The sequence below is a fragment of the Actinacidiphila cocklensis genome, assembly GCF_907177275.1.
Lineage (GTDB): Bacteria > Actinomycetota > Actinomycetes > Streptomycetales > Streptomycetaceae > Actinacidiphila > Actinacidiphila cocklensis.
On sequence record NZ_CAJSLV010000102.1, the window covers coordinates 1 to 18,706 of the forward strand.

Consider the following 18,706-nt stretch of genomic DNA (forward strand, 5'->3'; position numbering starts at 1 on the left):
AGAGCACCCCCGCGAGCCGCCGCGCGGCCTCCTCCTGCCGCCCCTGCGGCATGTGATCCTGCATCAACTCAGACTTCTCGATACTCACTGTGCGTAGCGAGCCGGGGCCCGCCCACCACCCAGCAAGATCAACTCCTACACACTTCAGTGAACACCCTCCCGAGACTGGCTGGTCAGACGCGTGGTGCGGCGCTGCAGACGCTCCAGCAGCCCAGGGACCTGCTCGCGGAAGGTTTGCCGACGGCAGCCCAGGACCGGACAGACCAGGCGCCGCACCTGGACCTTGATGACGACCTGCCGGCCGTCGACCGGCACGTCTGCAACCGTCCGGCCGTGGTAGCCGTGCACTTTGCCCGTCGGGACCCCACACATCGGGCAGGGGAAGGGAACATTCGGGGTCCGAGCGGCTACCCGGATCACCTCGCCGTCGTCCACCACATCGTCGATGACCAGCCCAGAAAGCCCTGAAAACACCGTCGCCACCAGGGCGTTGACATCTCGCATACGAGTTCAACGACACCTGCCACCGACCGTCACCACCGACTACGGAACAGAGCCGAAGACCGTACAGACCCGGACGACGGCGTCCTCTCGGTCATCGACATTGCTGCCGCGGCGAGTGGCGGTACTCTGCGGCCGCACGGGCCGGAAGGCGTCCTGGTGATACAAGCGGACGCATGCCAAGTGGTGGCCTTCCCCAGTAGTTGGCGGCAACCGCGCAGCGGCGCCGGGGTCGATGAGCACTTCGCGGTCCCCCCCACTACGGCCGCTTGAAGGAGGTTTGAAAACCCGAAACCTCATCCCAGGGAATTCCTTGCCAGTGATTTTCGGAATATGCGACTATTTGATCCGCGATAGTAGCATTCATGAGGCCTGATGCGGAAATCGTGAGCATTATATTTCGCCCTGCTAGTACCTCGTCCGACAAAATCTCATGCGCTTCCTCGAGGAATACTTCGACAATTTCACCCCCGATGCTCACCTGAACATTCTGCTCAAGGTATTCTCCATCCGGAGTGGAGTGTCCAACCCTCGCGGACGCCCATCCGTCTCCCTGCTTTATTTCGCCGTGCGTAACGCCAGGAACGCCAGATGTGAGGTGTTCCATTAGTCCGCACAGTTCCTCGATGGCGGTCCCACCTTCTGATCTACCAAGGGCGCCGTACTCGAAAGCCATGGACCACTCCTATTGTTATTCACTGACCGTAGCCATCGTAAACGTAAGTTATATTGATGCCGCGATTCTGCTCCAGCCATGCATCTTTCTTGGATTGAAGTTTATTTTTTCCGACATCGCCAGACTTGGTCTCGATGTAATGAGTCACATTTCCGTTGGAGTCGAGTAGTCCAATGTCGTATTGGCGTTCGCCGTACGGCGTGTCAAAATTTAGCAGATCTGGCGCCTGCTCCTCTGTGACTACATTCAATCCGCGTTGCCTCATGGAGTCTGCGATGTGGTCGCGGTAGGCATCTCCAACAAGCTTGTTGAGCTCAACTTGATTTATTCCTAGCAGCTTGCACAAGCTCGCGTCGTCGTTGTGGACCAGGACCGGCGTCGTGCCCGCCAGAACATAGTACGTGTGGAGTTCGTCCACGGTCAGGTTGTACATGTTCTTGGAGGGGCTGGGGAGGTGGTGAATAGCGGAAACTGTCACGGTCTGGTCTGCTGCAGTGATCAGGTCGTGGCCTGGGAGGAAGACTCCAGCCTGGACCCATTCGTGGGTCGTTTCGTCCCAGAAGGGGTGATGTGACGTGGTGTGCAGCGTCGAGGTGCGGCCTTTGGAGTCCTTGAAGAGAAGGTCGACGAGGTCGGCGTCACGGTTCACGTGTGTAGCTGTGACCGTGCGCGATCCCACGTGTTTTCCCGTTGTCGGGTCACCGGTCTCGACGTGATCGCCCGGCTTGATCGCGCCTATGGGCTTGGTGTTTCCCTTTTCGAGCAGGACCGGGGTCTGGGGATCAAAGCTGTTGGTGCAGCCAATTTTTGGCCCTTTTTCTTTGCTTATGCCCTTCCTTAGTGCGTCGTACCCGGCTCGCACTTCATCTCCGCCGGGAAGGAGGTTCAAACCTGTTAGCGTGCAGCCTTCTAGAGAGCCGCCTGCGCAGTCGGCCATGTCCTGGAGCCCGAGAGCGGAGTAGAAGAACCCACCGATACCGCTGGGGCGTTCTTGCGATCGATCCCGATCCACAACATCTTGCTCGGTCGCGGCGGGGCCATTCGAATATGCGGGCACGTATCTGATTGCCCTGCCATCGACCGAAAGATTGGAGATCCAGGCAACGTCCCTCCAGACGAAGCCGTGGCCATCGTTGAAGTATCCGCTTCCGCCGTGGTAGCGGTCAGGTCCTTGCTGCTTTTTGTCGTGGTAGTCCTGTTGTTTCGACCACTGATAGTCCTCGGTCGTGCCGCCGTCGGTGGGGCCGAGAGGAATGAGGCCTGAGGGGTCGCTGAGTGTCAGTGGGTTGTTGTTGCTGTAGGTGTAGCCGGTGAGGGATTGGGGGTCTGCGGTGTTGAGGAGGGGGTCGATGGAGGTGAAGCGGGCGGTGGTGGGGTCGTAGTCGCGGGCGCCGAGGTGGGTGAGTCGGGTGGCGGTGTCTTTGGTGCCGCCGAGGAAGCCTCTGGTGCCGGCCCAGGTGGTGGGGGTGGGGCCGCGGTCTTGGCCGAAGGGGGTTTCGTAGTGCTGGGTGAGGGCGCCGGTGGTGGCGTCGATGTTGGCGTCGGCGGTGCCGTGGGCGTCGGTGATCTGGAAGGTGACTTTGTTGTCGTTGGTGCGGACGGCGACCGCTGAGCCGAGGGGGTAGTAGCGGGTGGCGGTGGCCTTGGCGGCGCCCTTGACGAAGTTCACTTCGGTGTTGCCGAGGAACAGGGTGGTGTTCTCGGTTGAGGGGTTGGCGGTGTCGAGGGTGTGCTCGGTCAGGCGGTTACCGCTGGTGTCGTAGACGTAGTCGGTGGTTTTGCCGGTGGTGGTGTTGCCTGTGCCCGAGGTGGTGGTGATGGTGTCGGTGACGTGGTCGAGGCGGTTCTCGGTGCCCCATACCAGGGTTTGGTCGTCGGTTTGGTTGGGGGCGGTGACCAGGTGGCGGGCGGTGGTGTTGCCGTCGGCGTCGTAGTCGTAGGTCTGCTGGACCGGGGTGGTAGTGCCGGTGGTGGCGGTGACGCCGGCGAGGGTGTGGGGGCCGTGCCCGGCAGCGGGGTAGTCGTAGCCGCTGGTGGTGTCTGCGGCGGTGTCGCCTGCCGGGTTGTGGTCGGTTTCGGTGTTGCGGGTGCCGTCGGTGTTGTAGGTGTAGCTGGACCAGTACGGTGCCGGGCCGCCGAGTGCCGTGCCGTTCGGGGTGGTGGGGCAGGTGGTGGTGGCGGGGGTGAAGGCCTCGGTGAGGCGGCCGAGGTGGTCGTACTGGAAGCACTGCTGGTCGGTGCCGGTACGGGAGGTGTCCCGCAGCGAGGTGACGTTGCCTGCGTCGTCGTAGGTGTAGGTGGTGGAGCGGGCGGCGCCGGTGATGTCCTGCTGTTCGGTCAGGCTCCCGGCCAGGCGCTGGGTGCCCCACTCGTAGGAGTTGTACACCTGCACGGTTTTGCCGCCGGTGCTCAGCGTGGACCGTATCGGCTTGTCGGTGATGCTGTAGGTCTGGCCGGTGAGGTAGGTCAGCGGGCTGCTGCCGATGGCGGTGACGCGGTGCAGGGAATCGTAGGTGTAGGCGACACCCTCGGCGGTGAGGCTGCCGGCGGCCGGGTAGCCGGTGGCCTGGACGGTACCGTCGAGGTTGTAGGAGCTGCCGCTTACATAGCTGCCGGCCAGGCCCTCCTGCCCGGGGACCGAGGGGACGGTGAGGGTGGACTTCGTGAGCCGGTAGAGGGCGTCGTAGGCGTTGTTGGCGGTCTTGTACTGGTAGGTCGTGCCACCGATGTTCGCGTACCGGGTGGTGGAGGCGATCTGGCCCTTGTTGCCGGTCGGATCCCAGGTCTGGGAGGTCAGCAGCGGGCCGGTGGCGGTGCCGTCGTGGGTCTCGGTTTCCCGGGAGAGGTTGTCGTAGACGTGGACGACGGTCTTGCCCCGCATATCGGTGGTGGAGACCAGTTCCCCGCGGTCGTTGTACTCCTTGGTGGTGGTGCCGCTGTCGGGGTCTACGGCCTTGACCTGGCGCCCGAGCTGGTCGTAGGTCCACGTCCACACGTTGCCCGACGGGTCGGTGAGCTTGTTCTGGTGCCCTGCTGGGTCGTATCCGTAGGTCGTGGAGTCGTAGGCGCCGGTGGGGGTGGCTGCCTTGTACTGGCGCAGCTCGGTCGTGCGGCCGGTTGCGTCGGTGATCGTGGTGGTGGGGGTGCCGCCCTTGGGCGGGGTGACAGTGGTGCTGGTCCCGCCGTAGGAGGTGGTGGTGGACCACAGGGGGGTGCCGACGCCGTTGCCCTTGAGCAGGCTGCTCTTCACCGGGCGGCCGAGCCCGTCGAAGGTGGTGGCGGTCTGGGTCTCCACCCCGGTGGTGTCCTCGACCTTGAGCAGCGTCCCTGACGGCGCCCCGGTGGAGTAGTAGGGGGCATAGGTCAGGGCGGCTTGGCCGCGCTCGTCGTAGAACGTGTCGGTCAGGACCCGTCCGCTGTCCTGCCCGGGCTCCTGGGTCTGCCGGATGCGGCCGAAGCCGTCGTAGAGGGTGTAGGCGCTGTCCTGGGACTTGTTGTTGTTGATCGTTTTGGTCGTGATCGACGCGATGACGCTATCGCTGTTGGTGTAGACGTACTCCGTGCTGGGCGTCGTATTGGAGCCCTTGAGATTGTCAGGCTGCCAGACCTTCAGCACCCGGCCCAGCGCGTCGTACTGGATGTCGGTGCGCTTGGAGTTGGTATCGAGGGTGATATAGGGCAGGCCGCGCAGCAGGTCGATGGCGGTCGTGGTGGTCTGCGCGCTTGACGCCACGCCCGCAGTTCCCGGTGGCGTGGTCACCACGGTGGTCGTCGGCCTTCCCGTGGTCGGGGAATAGGCCGTCGTGGTCGTGCGGGGGCTGGTCGCCGCGGTGGTGACCGGGGCCTTGGACTCGTCGGTCGGGTTGAACACGCTGGTGGAAGCCAACGCCGTGGCGGTCAGCTGCCGGCCGTAGAGGTCGTAGGTGGCGGCGTTGTCCAGGTAGGTGGCGATGATGCCGTTGCGGGACTTCATCGTCTCGGTCAGCGTGGCCAGACCGCGGGTCGGCGCGACGCCGTAGGCGTGGCCGTCGTAGCGGATGCGGGTGTCGGAGATGACGGCCGACGTCCCATCGGGCTGGGTGTCGCGGTTCGGGTTGGCCGCGCAGTTGCCGGCGACCGTCTCGGTGTGGATGGCCCCGGTGAGGATCCAGTCGGCCGTGTTGTCGGCGTAGGTGGTGCGGGTGCAGGTGTCGTCGCTGCTCTCGCCCATGTCGCCGAGCTTTTCCACCAGGGTGGGCCGGCCGTAGTCGTCGAAGGTGGTGTTGCTGCGGACCTCCGTCCACTGGGTGCCGGCGCCGTTGTCCAGCGAGGTGTAGGAGTGGGCGGTGGTGGTGCCGGTCAGGTTGGCGGTGGTGGTGCCCCAGTCGCGGACCCTCTTGGCCGTCTGCTTCCTCCACGGCCAGCTCGCCCTGCGGGACAGCACCTTCCCGCCGGGGGCGTCGTAGCTGTCGGTGCGGTATTCGAAGCCCGCCCAGGCCTGGTCGTCGATCAGTGAACCGAGGACGATGTCCTGCACGGTGACGTCGCGGGTCTTGGTCGTGTCCGCGGGGTCGGAGCGGTCACCGTCCATGCCGCGCAGGAAGTAGTGGTCGGTCTGCGTCGACATCGCCGACACGCCGCCGGTCTGCACCCGCACGTGGCCATGGCCGCGCCACTGCGACCACGTCTTGAGCTTCTCCTTGGTGATGCCCTCGTCGTCGTCGAACGCCCAGGCGCCGCCGTCGAGGTAGGTGTAGTGGGTGACCATGTCAGGTGCCCCGCCGGTGCGGTCGGTGGCGATCACCGAGTCCACGACGTACTTGTTGAACCACTCGGTGGTCACCGGCACGTCGTCCGAGGCCTGGTACATCTGCGGAAAGCAGTGCGTGGTATTGGTCTGCGGCGTCGGCAGGCTGCTCCAGTCGCAGGCGGGCTGGGAGTAGTTGACGTCGATCTGCCCGCCGATCTCGTCGGCGATCATGCTCAGCCGCTGCTTGTAGAACGGGGATCGGCCGTCTCCGGTCTTGTCCAGCCGCCCGATCCGCTCGGCGTAGTCCAGCGTGGTGGGCGGCAGCGTGATCGGGGTGGTGCCGGCCAGGCCGGTGTGCGTGATCTTGTCCAGCAGCAACTGGTAGTCGGCATCCGCGGTGCCCCACTTGTGGTGCAGGTCCCAGCTGTCGATCGGCTTGTACGTACCGTCCGACTGCAGCGTGGACGTCGTCACCTTCGTCAGGCGTGTCCGGGTGAAGAACGCCGGCGAGTAGCGGCCGGCGTCGCACGTCGTGCCGGCCTTGCAGTTCATGTCCCACGGGGTGTCGTACCAGTACTGCCGGTTGGTGTCGATGCTCGCCGGATCGCACAGCGCCGCCGTCGTCTCCAGGCAGCGCTCGGCGGTGGCGAAGTCGACCCGGGCCATCGGCTTGACGGTGGCGGAGTAGATGTCGCCCTGCTGCTGGCCGTACTCGATGTGGTCCAGCGTCGCCGCCCGGACATACGGGGTGTCGTCGGTCGACTTCAGGTTCCGGCCGTAGGAGTTGGACTCCGGGTTGTACCAGTACGTGACATCGTCGCCGTTGGTGTCGATGACCAGGTCGAGGTTCCACCGCCAGCCCTGCTGGCACCAGGAGTCCGCGAATGCATCGGCGTGGCAGGGCTCGCCCGCGTCGTCGCCGAAGACCGGCACGGTCTCCACCGACTTCGTCTCCGCCCTGCCCGACGCCCAGTTGAGCAGACGGTTGTAGCCGAAGTAGTAGCGGGTGCCGTTGGTAGTGATCGCTTCGAAGTACTCGCCGTCGTCGTCCCCGTTGCCGCGGGCCGTGTCCCGCAGCCGCAGCACCTTCGTGCCGTCGTCACCCGAGATCCGCCACTCGTCCTTCGCGAACGGGATCAGCTGCCCGGAGTGGCCGCCGAAGCTGATCGTGGCGTTGTCGTACGCCCAGCACAGGTCACCGGGCTCGACACCATTGGTCTTGATCCCGTCGTCACCGCAGGACTTGTAGGAGCGCTCCACGAACCCGGGGTCCATGTCGAAGCCGTCACCGGCCCATGAGCCCTGGTTGTTGGCGTTCGCGGTCCGCCCGTCGATCGACCCCGACGAGTACGACAGGCCGACGCTCGGTGAGAGCCCGCCCGGCACGGACGGCACCGGCATGGAGTAGTTCCAGGAGAAGGAGCCGCTGTTCAGACCGGTGCTCCAGGTCGACGCTGCCGACAGCGGCGTCGCCTTGTAGTCCCCCGATGGGCCGGCTGCCGAGGTTGTCGCGGCCAGCACGGTCACATTCGAGGTCGCGCTGAGCGGCGATACGGTCAGTGGTGCAGCCGACAAGGGAGTCACCGCGGGCACCGCGACCGCATCCGCAGTGACGGTCTGCTTCTCGGCGTCGTTGGCGCCGGCGAGCGGGGTCGCGGTGCGGCACTGTGCCTTCTCGGGTGTGGTCAGCACGCACGCGGGCAGCTGCACCAGGTGCAGCCGCTCCCCGTAGCCGCCACCTGCCGCGTCAGCGAACGCGCTGTAATCCACTGCGACCTGGGCCTTTGTGGTGCCCTGCCCACTGCTGCCGGCGACAGTGAACAGCACACCGTCAATCCCGGCCTTCGCGGCCGCCGCGTGGTCCAGGACGCGGACCGTCGCTTGCTTGGGCGCGCTGGGCGACGAAGCTGCCGCCCTCGAGGCGCCATCCGTGGCGGAGGCCACGGCGGCCAGGGACACCGGTAGCGAACCGGCCCGCACAGCCGATCCGGTGGCGCGGGTTGCACCAGGGGCTGCCTTCGCCGGGGAGTCAACCGGCACAGGCAACTGCACCGACGCCGTCCCGGCGGCCGGCCACGTCTTCTTCGGGGCACGCGGTCGGGAAACGGTGCGGTCAGCCGGGCGCGGCTTGACCTTGGCGTTCACACCCTTGACCGGCTTTTCCAACGAAACCTTCGAGAGGCCGCTGGAGTCGGCCGACGCCTGTGTGAGGGCGCCGGGCAGCGCTTGCAGCGTGGTGGCGATCAGGGCTGCGGACATGACGGTGGCTATCCGCCGTGGGGTGCGGCGCCACAGCGCCGGGGTGATGCGCATCGTGAGGATCTCCCTGCTCTGGCCGGCCGGAACTGGGCAGAGCTGGTCGTGCCGGCCACAGGCCGGGCGAAGTCACTGGGAACAGCCGCGGGTGAGCTCCTGGCCGGCGCCCGCCCAAATGGTTGGGTGGGCGCCGGCTTGCAGGATCCGCTTACGTGCCGGTGGTGCTGTCGAGTTCGACGGGAGTGATCAGCGAGGCGATCTGCGCGGGAGTCAGCACGCCCCGGTAGGCCCAGACGTCATCGATCTGCCCGGACAACGAATGGTCCGTGCCAGCGGCTGACTGCAGGGGACCGAACTTCAGGCCGGACGTCGCCTCGAACGGCTGGTTGGCTCCCGCGTACGAGACGTCGTTGGTGCACGTGCCGGGGTTGTCCTCGTCGTCGCACAGCTTCTCCTCCAACTGCCCGTTCACATACAGGGCCAGTTGGTTGGAGAAGGCGTCATAGGTCACCGCCAGGTGAGTCCAGACACCCGCCTGACCGACGGCCGACTGGCGGACCACGGTGTGCACCCGGGTGGTTCCTCCCGAGACCGACTCCGCCTGCCACTCGCCCTCGATCGTGTCGAAGTCGGCTGGCAGGTCCGGAATGTGGTCGGTGCGCAGATAGTGCCACCGCACGGTCACGGCGTTGTCCGTGCCGTCGCCGAGCGAGAGTACGGTGCCGTCCTGGTCCGGGGCGGCGGCGAACTGTGTCCACCCGGCAAAAGTGAAGCCTTCGTCGGTGTCGAGGGGCGCACTTTGCGTTGCCGCGTAGCTGGTCGGACCGCTCAGGCTGAGCGCGCCTGTTCCGATCCACGGGTTGTTGGTCGAGATCGCGGCTGTCTCGGACAGTGAAGCTGGGTGTGCATTCAGGTCGTCCGGCGACACCCGTGGTGTGGCGCTGGTGGCGTCGTTGAACTTCCACCGTCCCGCCGGCTGGGGGCTTTGCTGGATCATCGTCTGGATTTCGGAGCCGGTCAGGATCCGGTCGAAGGCGCGGGCGTCGTCGATGTCGCCGCCGAGGAATTCCGCGTCGACCCCGGCACGGTTGTCCGCGCCCAGTTCCAGACCGCCCGGGGTTGGCCAGGGGGTGGTCTGGGTGTAGGGGGTGGTGCTGACCAGATAGCCGTTGACGTACAGCTGATTCTGGTGTGCGGTCGCGTCCGAGACGCCCACCAGGTGGGTCCACTCGCCGCCGTCCGAGCCGATGCACTTCGTTCCGCTGCTTGCGTTGCCCGTGCAGTTCGTCTGCATGGTGCGGGTCAGCGTGGCCGTGGCCGTGTCCTCCGCGTAGCGTCCGAAGATCCACCGCTGGTAGTACGTGGAGTAGTACAGGGAGAACTCCGAGTTGTACACGCCGTTCTGGGTCACGGCGATCTTCGATGACGTGTCGCCGGCCGCGGGGTTCGGGATCCGGACCCAGGCCGACACCGAGAAGGTTCTGGTGCCGTCGACTTGCGGTCGGCTGGTGACTGCCGAGCCGTCGGTGCCGAAGTGCACCGCTTTGTCTGCTGTCCGGATCACTCCGGTGGTTACCGTCCCCCGGATGGCGGCGTCCGATGCTTCACCGGTGCCGATCATCGTGCCGCCGCTCTGATCCATGCTGAAGACCGCCTTGGCCGGCACGCCGGTAGTCACCGCCGTGTCCGCTGCAAGACCCGCCGCCTCCGACGCGGTCAGCGCCCGGTTCCACAGGTGGACGTCATCCACCGAGCCCTGCCACGCGTCGGCGTAGGGACCCTTCCACAGGATCCGCCCGAACTGCAGCGCACCGGTCGCCATCGGCGCCACCGGCACCGCGACGGCAGCCGAGGGAACGCCATTGACGTAGACGGTCTCGGTGTGCGCCGCCTGGTTGTACACACCCGTCAGGTGGGTCCACGTGCCGGTGACCACCGGCTGGGTGGACGCAGCCGACTGCCACATGTAGCCCGGGGCGTCCTGGGTCGATGTCTTGAACGTCCACTTGCCGTCGTACAGACCCAGGCTGAAGCCGCCGATGTACGAGCCGTTCTGGCTGACCGCGGCCCGGGCGGTGCTGGCGTCGGCGAGATTCACCCAGGCCGAGACCGTGAAGCTGCCGGAGGTGTCTACCACCGCGCCGCTTGTCGAGGCGTAGTCCGCGGGCGTCCCGTCGGAGGCGAGCCCGCCAGGCAGCGACAACGCGGTGCCCGCGTGGCCGACAGCGCCACCGGCCGCCGCACCCGCCACTGTGGCCTGGAACGAACCTCCGGAACCGGCCAAGCTGCCCGTCCCGGCTGCATCGTCCATCGCCCAGCCCTCATGCTGTGTCTGGCCGGCCTTCACGTTGAAGACGTAGGAGGACACCGAAGAGGCGTTCCCGGATGCGTCGAGAGCTCTCACCGAGAGGTTGTGCAAACCCTCTTCCTGCTGCAGGAGCCGCACGGACGCGGGAGCGCCGCCCGAGGTGGCGACCGTGTGGGCGGCAGAAGCCGGTGCGTCCAGCCCGTACTCGTACTTCACCGCATCGGTCGCGGCGGTGTCGAAGGTGAACGTGCCGTACTTTCCGACCCCGTCGGTCCACGGCAAATTGGCGATGCCGTCGGGATCGGTGTCCGAACTGCCAGGAAAGGCCGAAGACGTCACCACCGGTCCCGCCGGAGCGACCGTATCGACCTTGAAGTAGCAGTCGGTCGGGTCGCCCGCCGAACTCCACGAACCCCACTGGTAACCGTCCCAGACCCGCACCTCCCAGCCTATCTTCGTGGTACTGGTGACGCCGCTCTGTGGGGGCAAGGCGACAGAGAACAGGGACCCGGATGCCTTGCGGTACGACGGGGTGTTGCCCTCTTTCTCGGTTGAGAACCAGTGCCGCGCGAACTTGGCACCGTCACCGTTATCCCAGGACACTGCGAACTGCACACCGATCTGGTCACCGTCCGGGTCGTAGGCCCGGGCGATCAGGGTCGGCCACTTGTTGATCAGGATCGGCAGCGGCTGGCACACCGATCCCGGCGTCATCGTCAGATTCTTCGGCAGCGCCTGCGACGGCGGCAGGTTGTACATAACCTGCAGAGTCGCGTCGTCCGTGAACCGCTTCCACGCGTCCGGATCCGTCTCGTCCTGCGCTTTGAGGCCTAGGGTGAGGTTGGTCCAGTTGTTGTCGGCGGCCTGTTGGACCTTGGACTTCAACGTCGTCGACACCTTGGGGTCGATGTTGCCGAACTCCAGGTTCGCCGCAGGGCACGAGGACGAACTCCAGCCCTTCGCGTCGGTGATCGTCTGCAGGTACTGGCCCCAGAACGGCGTCGTGCCCGTCGTCGAGCTGGAGTTGTTCCAGTTCGTGGCTGTACTGATAGCACCCGTCGTGTACAGCTGTACCGGTTCCTTCGTGCAGCTGTAGGAGTGCGACTCCTTCACGTCGAACTCAGCCGCCAGGATGTTCTTGCCGTTGAATCCCCGGCCGTGCACGGGGATCGAGTACATCACCCGCTTGACGTCGTTGGCCGAACAGGCCGGCGCCGCGCAGTACCCGGTGCCGAAGTCTTCGACGTGGGTGCCGTTGTAGCTGAACTTCCAGAATTCCTGCGCCGGGTTGGCCCGCGAGATGCCCGCCCAGCCACCCGGGTGCGGCGCATCTGTTTCCGGGTCGATCATCACCGGATACACCGTGCCCGGCGCGGTCAGCAGGCCCTGGTCCGGGGTGAGGGTCAGCGACGACTGGTCGTCGGCGATCTGCACATCCACCGCGGCGGCGTGAGCCCCACCATCCGCGGGATCATCTGCCGCACCGGTCGTACCAGCGGCGCGAGCGCCTGCCGGAGCCTGCGTCGCCTGAGCAGTGCCAGGGCCGTCCTGCGCGGCCGCGGACGAGTCGAACATCATCGGCTGCTGCACCTCGAAGACCGTCCCGCCTCCGGGACCGTCCACCGCCGACAACGATCCGTCGGCATTCTCCTGCATCACCAGGTCCGTGCTCGACATCCCCAGGTGGAGTTGTGCCAGCGCCGGGTTCTTCGCCGCTTCGGCGGTCTTGATGACCACCAGCTGCGTGTAGCCGTCGACGGTCGCCGTCATCCGCAGGTCGACGTCCGGCAGGACGTCGCGGTACTCCGCCGTATCCCCGTCAAGCACCGGCTTCGGCAGCGGGTCGGGCCACGACAGGGCCAACTCCTTGCCCGCCCTCGATATCCGCACCAGCGGCTGCGACCCGCCGCCGGAGAACTCCAGGCCCGGAAGCACCGCCTTGGGCGCAACCCCGCCATCCGGCGCGGCCTGCAATGTCGTGTCGATCGCCGTCCATGCGCCGGCCTTGCGGGTCCGCACCGGACTCGCGTGGATCGTCGCAACCAGCGTCCCGTCCGGCTGCGCTGAGACGTCGGTGTTCTCATCCGTCATCGCTGTGACCGGCACGGCCTTGCCCGACTTACGGGCTGCGTCCACCGCCAGCGACTCCGGCGAGTCCACTGGTGCCGCCGAACTCGGAGCGCCAGCCGTCGTGTCACCGACCGGTACGGGCTCATCAGCCACTGCCACCGTGTCACCTGCCGATAGTGCCGCCCCCGCCAGCACCGCCAGCACACCTACCTGAGCTGCAGCTTTACGCCAACGAGCCCCACGAGCGGAACGCCCGCTCCCCACCCACCCCAACAACCGAGCCCCCACGGACCGTTCACATAATCCACATACAAGTGAACGGATCCAACAGGCTGGAACACGGTGAGTCAACGGTGCGTTACACGCAACCCAGCTGTGCGTGCCGAGGATTGTAGCCCTGCGTGACGTGTGGAATCTCACACGCGTTCAGGATATAGCTACCAACTACGATCTTTTTGGGCATGCCGCTATTGCTCTTTTCGCCCATACTGACCTCGCGTAGAAGCGGAGGAGCGTCAGCCGCTTTGGTTCGAACGCGGGCTGGGATTTACCAGCTCTTGAACTAGTGATGCCATGTCACCTGCCGGGCCGCCACTCAGCCCTACCCCGCCAGTCGGCCCCGTCTGCCGCCGCAGAGTGTGCCGCGGGCCGGGGCAACAGCGATACAGCAAGGGGCGGTCAACGCGCTCTGCAAATCCGACCGGTGTCGCGCTATCAACGTGCGCCGCAGAACGCAACGCCTGGGGGCCGCCGACTGTGCGCTCGTCGTTGTGGACGAACCAGTGGATAGGCGACGACCACCCGCATGGTGGACAGCGCCGCACCAGTACGCCGAAGCCGCAGGGAAACCGCAGGCCGTGATGCACCTCGTCTACTCCAGCACTCGTGTACGACAGGAAGTGACCTGCACCACCTCCAGGTGTGGCCAGGAAACCGCGTCGCTGCTGGCCGCCGGTTTCCTAAGAAGGCGAGGCCCGTGAACACCCAGCCTGCCCTGGTGATGGCCATGCGAGCTCTGGGGCACGGTGTCGGGTGCATCAAGCTGCTGGGCGCGGAGAGGCGATCGGCCGCTATGGCGTCGGCGATGCGCCGACGGGAACGGGTGGCACGTACTGGCCGAATTGCGTGCGCCGGCTCCTTCGGTCGCCGTTGTTACCGACGGCGGCCGTGGCATGCCCCTGAGGGCGTACACCTGTTCCAGGTGGCCGGGGGTGGCTGGTGAGTGGCGGATTCGGCTTGGTCGGCGGCGGTTGCCGGGTCGTTGCTCGGGCGGGTGGTGTGCGGCACGCCCGGGCTGTGCGCTGGGTGCGGCGTGCAGGTGAGGGTCACGCACAGGTCCGCGATCTGTAACATTGCGTGGCTCGTCGACTGCTCTAGGTGGCAGTACGGTGATCGTGGTGGTGCCCCGGCGGATGTGCCGATGGCGAGTACCACTGGCACGGCCCAAATGGCTGCGCCCTGCACGAAAGGGGACTTGCGTGTCCCGTCTCGTTTCCCGTCTTGCCGCGACCGCTCCGGCTGCCGGCGTCCTGCTGGGCGCCGCGGCGCTTCCGGCCACGGCCGCGGACCACGGCCGGCACCACCAGCAGTCGCACCCGCAGGTGCTGGGGCCCTCCAGTACGACAGCCCCGGACGCGACAACCGCAGCAACGCCTCCCTGAACGCGGAGTGGGTGACGGTGGTCAACACCGGCCGCAGGGCGGTGAATCTGTCCGGCTGGACGCTGTCGGACGAGTCCCGCCACAGCTACCGGTTCACGCACCTGTGGCTGGCCGGCCACTCCTCGGTCCGCGTCCACACCGGCGTCGGACACGACACGGCTGCGAACGTCTACCAGGACCGCCGCGCTTACGTCTGGAACAACGACCACGACACCGCGACCCTGCGCGACAGCCACGGCCGGATCGCCGACAGCACGTCCTGGGGCCACCGCCACCACCGCTGACACCATCCGCAAGGTGCCCGGACCCTAGGTCGGCTGCCCCGCCCCGCCACCGCTCCTCTCGGGCCGGCGGCGGGGCACTCGAGCCGCCCGCGGCGACACAGGCGCCTGCCTGCCCATGCCCGGCTCAACGAGACCCCCTGCCACCGCCCCCGCTACGCCGCACCAGGGGCTGGTAGGTGTCGCAGGTCGGATGCTTGGCCAGACGTTGGCGGCAGGTGCCCGCAAACCCCCGGCTCGTCCGCCCTCAACGCCGCCGTGCCAGGCCCGGCCGGAACCGCCAGGGTGGCGGGTGCTCGCTCTGCCGAACACCGCGTACGGGCAATGCGTCGAGGAGGAACCGATGGAAAGCTTCACGCCAGGGGAGACGGTCGTGCGGCGCGACGTACACCGCTGCGGGCGGGTGTGGAGCGAGCAGGCCCTGCGGGTCATCGCCGACACCCCCGAGGCACTGGTAACCGCCTGCGCCCCGGGCGCGCAGGCCCGCTGGCCCGCCCTCTACGCCAGGGCACGCGCCGAAGGCGACCGCACGATCCGCACCCAGGCGTTCGACGCGATGGCGACGGGGAAGTGGCAGCTGGCTCCCGCAGTGTGGCAGGAGACCGAACTGCTGCTGTGGAAACCACCGACGGCGTGGTTCAGCGTCAACGCCTTCTTCACCGCGGCCGGGCTGCGGAACTGGTACATCAACTTCGAGCACCCCACCCACCGCACCGAAGCGGGCTTCGACACCCTTGACCTGGCCATCGACCTGGTCATCGACCCCGACCTGAGCACCCTGCGCTGGAAGGACGAGGACGAGTACGCCCACGTCCGGCGCCTGGGCATCGTCACTGACACCGAGCACCGGGCGGTAGAGCACGCCCGCGCCCAGGCCCTGGCGCTGATCGAGGATCGCGCCGGCCCGTTCGCGGAAGCCGACCGGTGGCAGGCGTGGCGCTGGAATCCCGCATGGCCGACGCCGAGTCTCCCCGAGCGAGAGGGGACGGACCCCGCGCTCGTAGCGGACCTTTGAGACCCCACCTGAGCCAACGGGCTCCTGCTCCGGGGCCATCCTCAACACGAGGTGGCCCTCGATGTGCTGGGGGAGCCGCCGGAGATTCTCGGTTGCGGGCCTGGCACTTTTGAGGACCGCGTGCCGCGGGCAGCCGTGCGCGAGCCGGCGGTAAAGGAGACGTACCTCATCCGGGCGGCGGAGGGGCTGGCGCTGCGGCACGGCGGTGGTTGACGTGCTGCTCGCGCTGTGCCGCCGCGGCCGCCATCCGCGCCGCATTCGGAATGGGAGCCCGCAGCGGTGCTGGCTTCGACGTGGGCCTGGCTGCCGTTGATGTCGCCGCTATCGTCTACACCCACCACGGGACATTCCGCCGCTGGCACCTGCTTGTGCCGACCCCGGCCTGGGCGAGCGCATCGTGGATGCGGCGATCGGCACGCACTGCGTCGACCTAACCCCCCCCGGCGACCAGGCCGCCGGCAGCGGCCGCTCGGCCACAATGTCTACACCGCCGCCCGACACCCGGGTCTGTCAGCCCGGCGAGGTCACCTCGAGGCGAGGGAGGACACCGTGCCGGACCTGCCGGACAAGCGGGGCCATGTCGAGGCCGTGGAGGACACCGTGCCGCAGTTGAGCGTCCACGACCGGGCGGTGGCCACCAGCGCCCGCCTCCAGGCCCTTTGCGGGCCTCACGGGTTGCAGCCGGGCACGTCCAGCCGGGGCGTGCGCCGGCAAGCCGTCGCCCGAGGACCAGGTGCTGGGCCAGGGCCAGTCGGGCGACGGTGATGTCGTCGGCCGCGGTGTTCGATCCCGCGTTGGTTGATCTGAACAGGGCCGCGACCGATTCACCCGTGCGGCTGCTTCCGTGGTCGGGTTCGAATTCATGGTGGAACGCAGGGCGCGGAGCGTGGAGCCCTTGACCGGGGAGGACTGGGACCTGTGCGGCATGATCATGTGACGGATCCGTGCCCGAGCCGTCGCGGGTGGGCCGACTTTGGCGGCGGCCGCGAAGGGGAAGGGGAGCGTATGGAGCGCATCGTGGATCTGGACGCGGCCGCGGCTGAGATCGAGCGGCGGTATGGGGAGTGGGCCGGGGCGGGGCTGAAAGTGGGGGCCACTACCTGGCGGGAGGAGGCTGCCGAATGGCCCCAGTCGCTGGAGACCGAGCGGGACCGAGTGCGGGATCCGGACTCGGTCGGGGTGTCCATCGTGGGCGCCGAGGGCGCGGAGGCGGAGATCACCCTCTTCCGTGGTGGCTGGGCCGATGTCGGCTTCTTCTCCGAGCGCACCGGATGGGAGGCAGTCTTCGAGTGCCCGGCGATCCGCAGCCCCGCACAGTTCGGCGCAGTCCTCGACGCCGTTACCACCCGGGCCTTCGGCACCGGGTCGGCCGGATCGGCTGCGACGCCCACGACCCGTCAGTAGGAGACCTCCAACCCTTCGTCGATCTCATCGACCGCCACGGCGCCGACGACATTGTGGACGCCGTCGACCACCTCCACGACGAGGCCAGCGCCCAGGTCACCGTCTCCACCGCCCACACAGCCAAGGGACGCGAATGGCCCAACGTGCGGATCGCCGGCGACTTCCACCCGCCCAAAGACACCAGCAGCCACGACGAGAACGGCAACCCCGTACCTGGACCCATCGACACCACAGAAGCCCGGCTCGCCTACGTCGCCATCACCCGCGCCCGGCACCATCTCAACCGCGGCAGCCTGGCCTGGATCGACGACCACCCCAACACCAGCCGCACGCCGGCACCGTAGGGGATGGTCAGCACTTCAGCGGCAACACGAGGGTGGACTCAGATGGAGAGTTCGAGTGCCCGGTTCCGCTGACCGCCGACCCGCGGGAAACCCGGGCCGGCGGTTCCGCCGCCAGCCGGCAACGCCGACCCCCGGGGCTGTACCGCTGACGCGCAGACCTGATCAATTACCTCGTTCACTCGTGGCAGGTACGGATAACACGTGGTTGATGTCGAGGGCGCCGGCCCGGTCAACGGTGGTGTCGTCGTACCAGCTGAGCCAGGTGCCGCCGGTCAGAGTGCAGGTGCCGGTGACGGTGGGGGCGGTGACGGCCTCCTCGAGGAGGACTTCCTTGCGGGTGTCACAGCCGTCGTGGTCGGCGTCGATCCACCCGCAGAAGGACGACTCGCGGTTGTAGCCAGTACGGTCCTCGGCCGCGACCGGCAGCGCGGCGACCGCCTGGTGGAGCGCGACGCTGCGCTCGCCGGCTGCAGGCTCGGCGGCGATGGTGGAGGCGAGAACGGCGGCGGCCAACGGCGCGGTCACGCCTGCGGCTGGGCGTGTGCGGGAGAGGTTCATGGGTGGGGGCGTATTCAGACGGATCGGCTCTGCATGCGGCCGGCCGGCTAGGTTCATACGGATGGGCCAGGCGCCGACGCCCGAGCGGCTTCTTACCGCGCTGGCGTGGTAATCCGGCGCCAGCCTGCCAGGACCGTGACCGTGACCAAGTATCGAGGGCCGGGAGGTCTGCCTCGCCGCGGCTTGGACACCGGGGGACCGGCCACGAAGTCGCGCCTCGGTGTCACGACGATGCGCGGATAGCTCGACGCGTCATCAGCCGGTGGAACCGGATTCGCGGGCCGTGGGCCGGCTTACGCGGTAAGCCCTTGCCATGAGTGAGCTACCGGAAGGGCCTCGCCGTGCGTGGGGGACGGGTTGTGATCGGAGCCGGCGGCGGGGGGTGCGGGGTTATCCATGCCGGTTGGATCCGCCTGGATGGAGGGCGGAGGTCGTGCGGGCGCGAGTTCGGCGATGATGGCCTGGCGTAGCCCTGTCCACACCACTCAACCGTCGATCTCGGCCGTAACCCCCCAACGCTACGCGGTCATTTTGCGCCACTTCGCAGTTTGTGATCAGTGTTCTGGATAGCATCCTGTGACATAAGTGATCACAGGGGGGCCCGTGACCGATCTGAACGTGAAACCGCAGGAGTTACTCGCGTCCGCGCACATGACGGACACGGTGAACAGCCCGGCGCTGCACAGCCGGATCACCGGCGCTCTCAGCGCCTTGGACGACGCCGCGCAGGCACTCGCCAGCTGGTCGATCCAGCCGGAGATGGACGAGCTGAGCAGCACCTGGAGCCTGGCTTTCAAGGGACTGCAAGGCCGGCTGGCCGCCTCCGCCGACGCGCTGCGCGGGTGCGCCACCACCCACGCGTGGAACGACACGCTGCTCGGCCGCGACTTCGAGGGGCTTTGA

Annotated in this window: 8 protein-coding genes and 2 pseudogenes; 5 read left to right on the top strand and 5 right to left on the bottom strand. The window is 67.3% G+C overall.

Annotated features, from left to right (window positions below):
* Window positions 1-165: 165 nt before the first annotated feature.
* The 4 genes and pseudogenes from NFU81_RS35110 to NFU81_RS35125 all read right to left on the bottom strand — a co-directional run.
* A pseudogene (locus NFU81_RS35110) lies at window positions 166-504 on the bottom strand (transposase family protein); the annotation flags it as partial.
* A gap of 256 nt (window positions 505-760) precedes the next feature.
* Window positions 761-1,177 carry a hypothetical protein gene (locus NFU81_RS35115; protein ID WP_251499501.1) on the bottom strand — a complete coding sequence of 139 codons (417 nt, stop codon included), beginning with the start codon at window positions 1,175-1,177 and terminating at the stop codon, window positions 761-763.
* Window positions 1,178-1,196: 19 nt separating this feature from the next.
* A complete protein-coding gene (locus NFU81_RS35120) occupies window positions 1,197-7,733 on the bottom strand; it encodes a polymorphic toxin-type HINT domain-containing protein (RefSeq protein ID WP_251499503.1) in 6,537 nt (2,178 codons plus the stop codon).
* Between the two features lie 637 nt (window positions 7,734-8,370).
* On the bottom strand, window positions 8,371-12,606 hold the full coding sequence (locus tag NFU81_RS35125; RefSeq protein ID WP_251499506.1) for a laminin G domain-containing protein: 4,236 nt from the start codon (window positions 12,604-12,606) through the stop codon (window positions 8,371-8,373).
* 1,412 nt (window positions 12,607-14,018) lie between these two features.
* Between NFU81_RS35125 and NFU81_RS35130 the strand changes: the two are divergent.
* The 4 genes and pseudogenes from NFU81_RS35130 (at window position 14,019) to NFU81_RS35145 (ending at window position 17,245) form a co-directional block, all read left to right on the top strand.
* A pseudogene (locus NFU81_RS35130) lies at window positions 14,019-14,485 on the top strand (lamin tail domain-containing protein).
* A 340-nt stretch (window positions 14,486-14,825) separates the two neighbouring features.
* Window positions 14,826-15,497, top strand: a complete 672-nt coding sequence (locus NFU81_RS35135; RefSeq protein ID WP_251499509.1) for a ribonuclease FAU-1 family protein — start codon at window positions 14,826-14,828, stop codon at window positions 15,495-15,497.
* A gap of 1,005 nt (window positions 15,498-16,502) precedes the next feature.
* Entirely contained in the window at window positions 16,503-16,901 is a 399-nt protein-coding gene (locus tag NFU81_RS35140; protein ID WP_251499511.1) for a hypothetical protein, read from the top strand.
* Between the two features lie 53 nt (window positions 16,902-16,954).
* Window positions 16,955-17,245 (top strand): 3'-5' exonuclease, encoded by a 291-nt coding sequence (locus NFU81_RS35145; protein WP_308208352.1) that lies wholly within the window; start codon window positions 16,955-16,957, stop codon window positions 17,243-17,245.
* A 162-nt stretch (window positions 17,246-17,407) separates the two neighbouring features.
* On the opposite strand, the gene NFU81_RS35150 is transcribed toward NFU81_RS35145, so the two are convergent.
* Window positions 17,408-17,803 carry a hypothetical protein gene (locus tag NFU81_RS35150; protein ID WP_251499514.1) on the bottom strand — a complete coding sequence of 132 codons (396 nt, stop codon included), beginning with the start codon at window positions 17,801-17,803 and terminating at the stop codon, window positions 17,408-17,410.
* 603 nt (window positions 17,804-18,406) lie between these two features.
* Between NFU81_RS35150 and NFU81_RS35155 the strand changes: the two genes are divergently transcribed.
* On the top strand, window positions 18,407-18,706 hold the full coding sequence (locus NFU81_RS35155; protein ID WP_251499516.1) for a hypothetical protein: 300 nt from the start codon (window positions 18,407-18,409) through the stop codon (window positions 18,704-18,706).

Excerpts from the sequence above, each read along its gene's own strand:
- NFU81_RS35115 (WP_251499501.1), bottom strand. The coding sequence starts at position 1,177 with ATGGCTTTCGAGTACGGCGCCCTTGGTAGATCAGAAGGTGGGACCGCC.
- NFU81_RS35135 (WP_251499509.1), top strand. The coding sequence starts at position 14,826 with ATGGAAAGCTTCACGCCAGGGGAGACGGTCGTGCGGCGCGACGTACAC.
- NFU81_RS35140 (WP_251499511.1), top strand. The coding sequence starts at position 16,503 with ATGGAGCGCATCGTGGATCTGGACGCGGCCGCGGCTGAGATCGAGCGG.
- NFU81_RS35150 (WP_251499514.1), bottom strand. The coding sequence starts at position 17,803 with ATGAACCTCTCCCGCACACGCCCAGCCGCAGGCGTGACCGCGCCGTTG.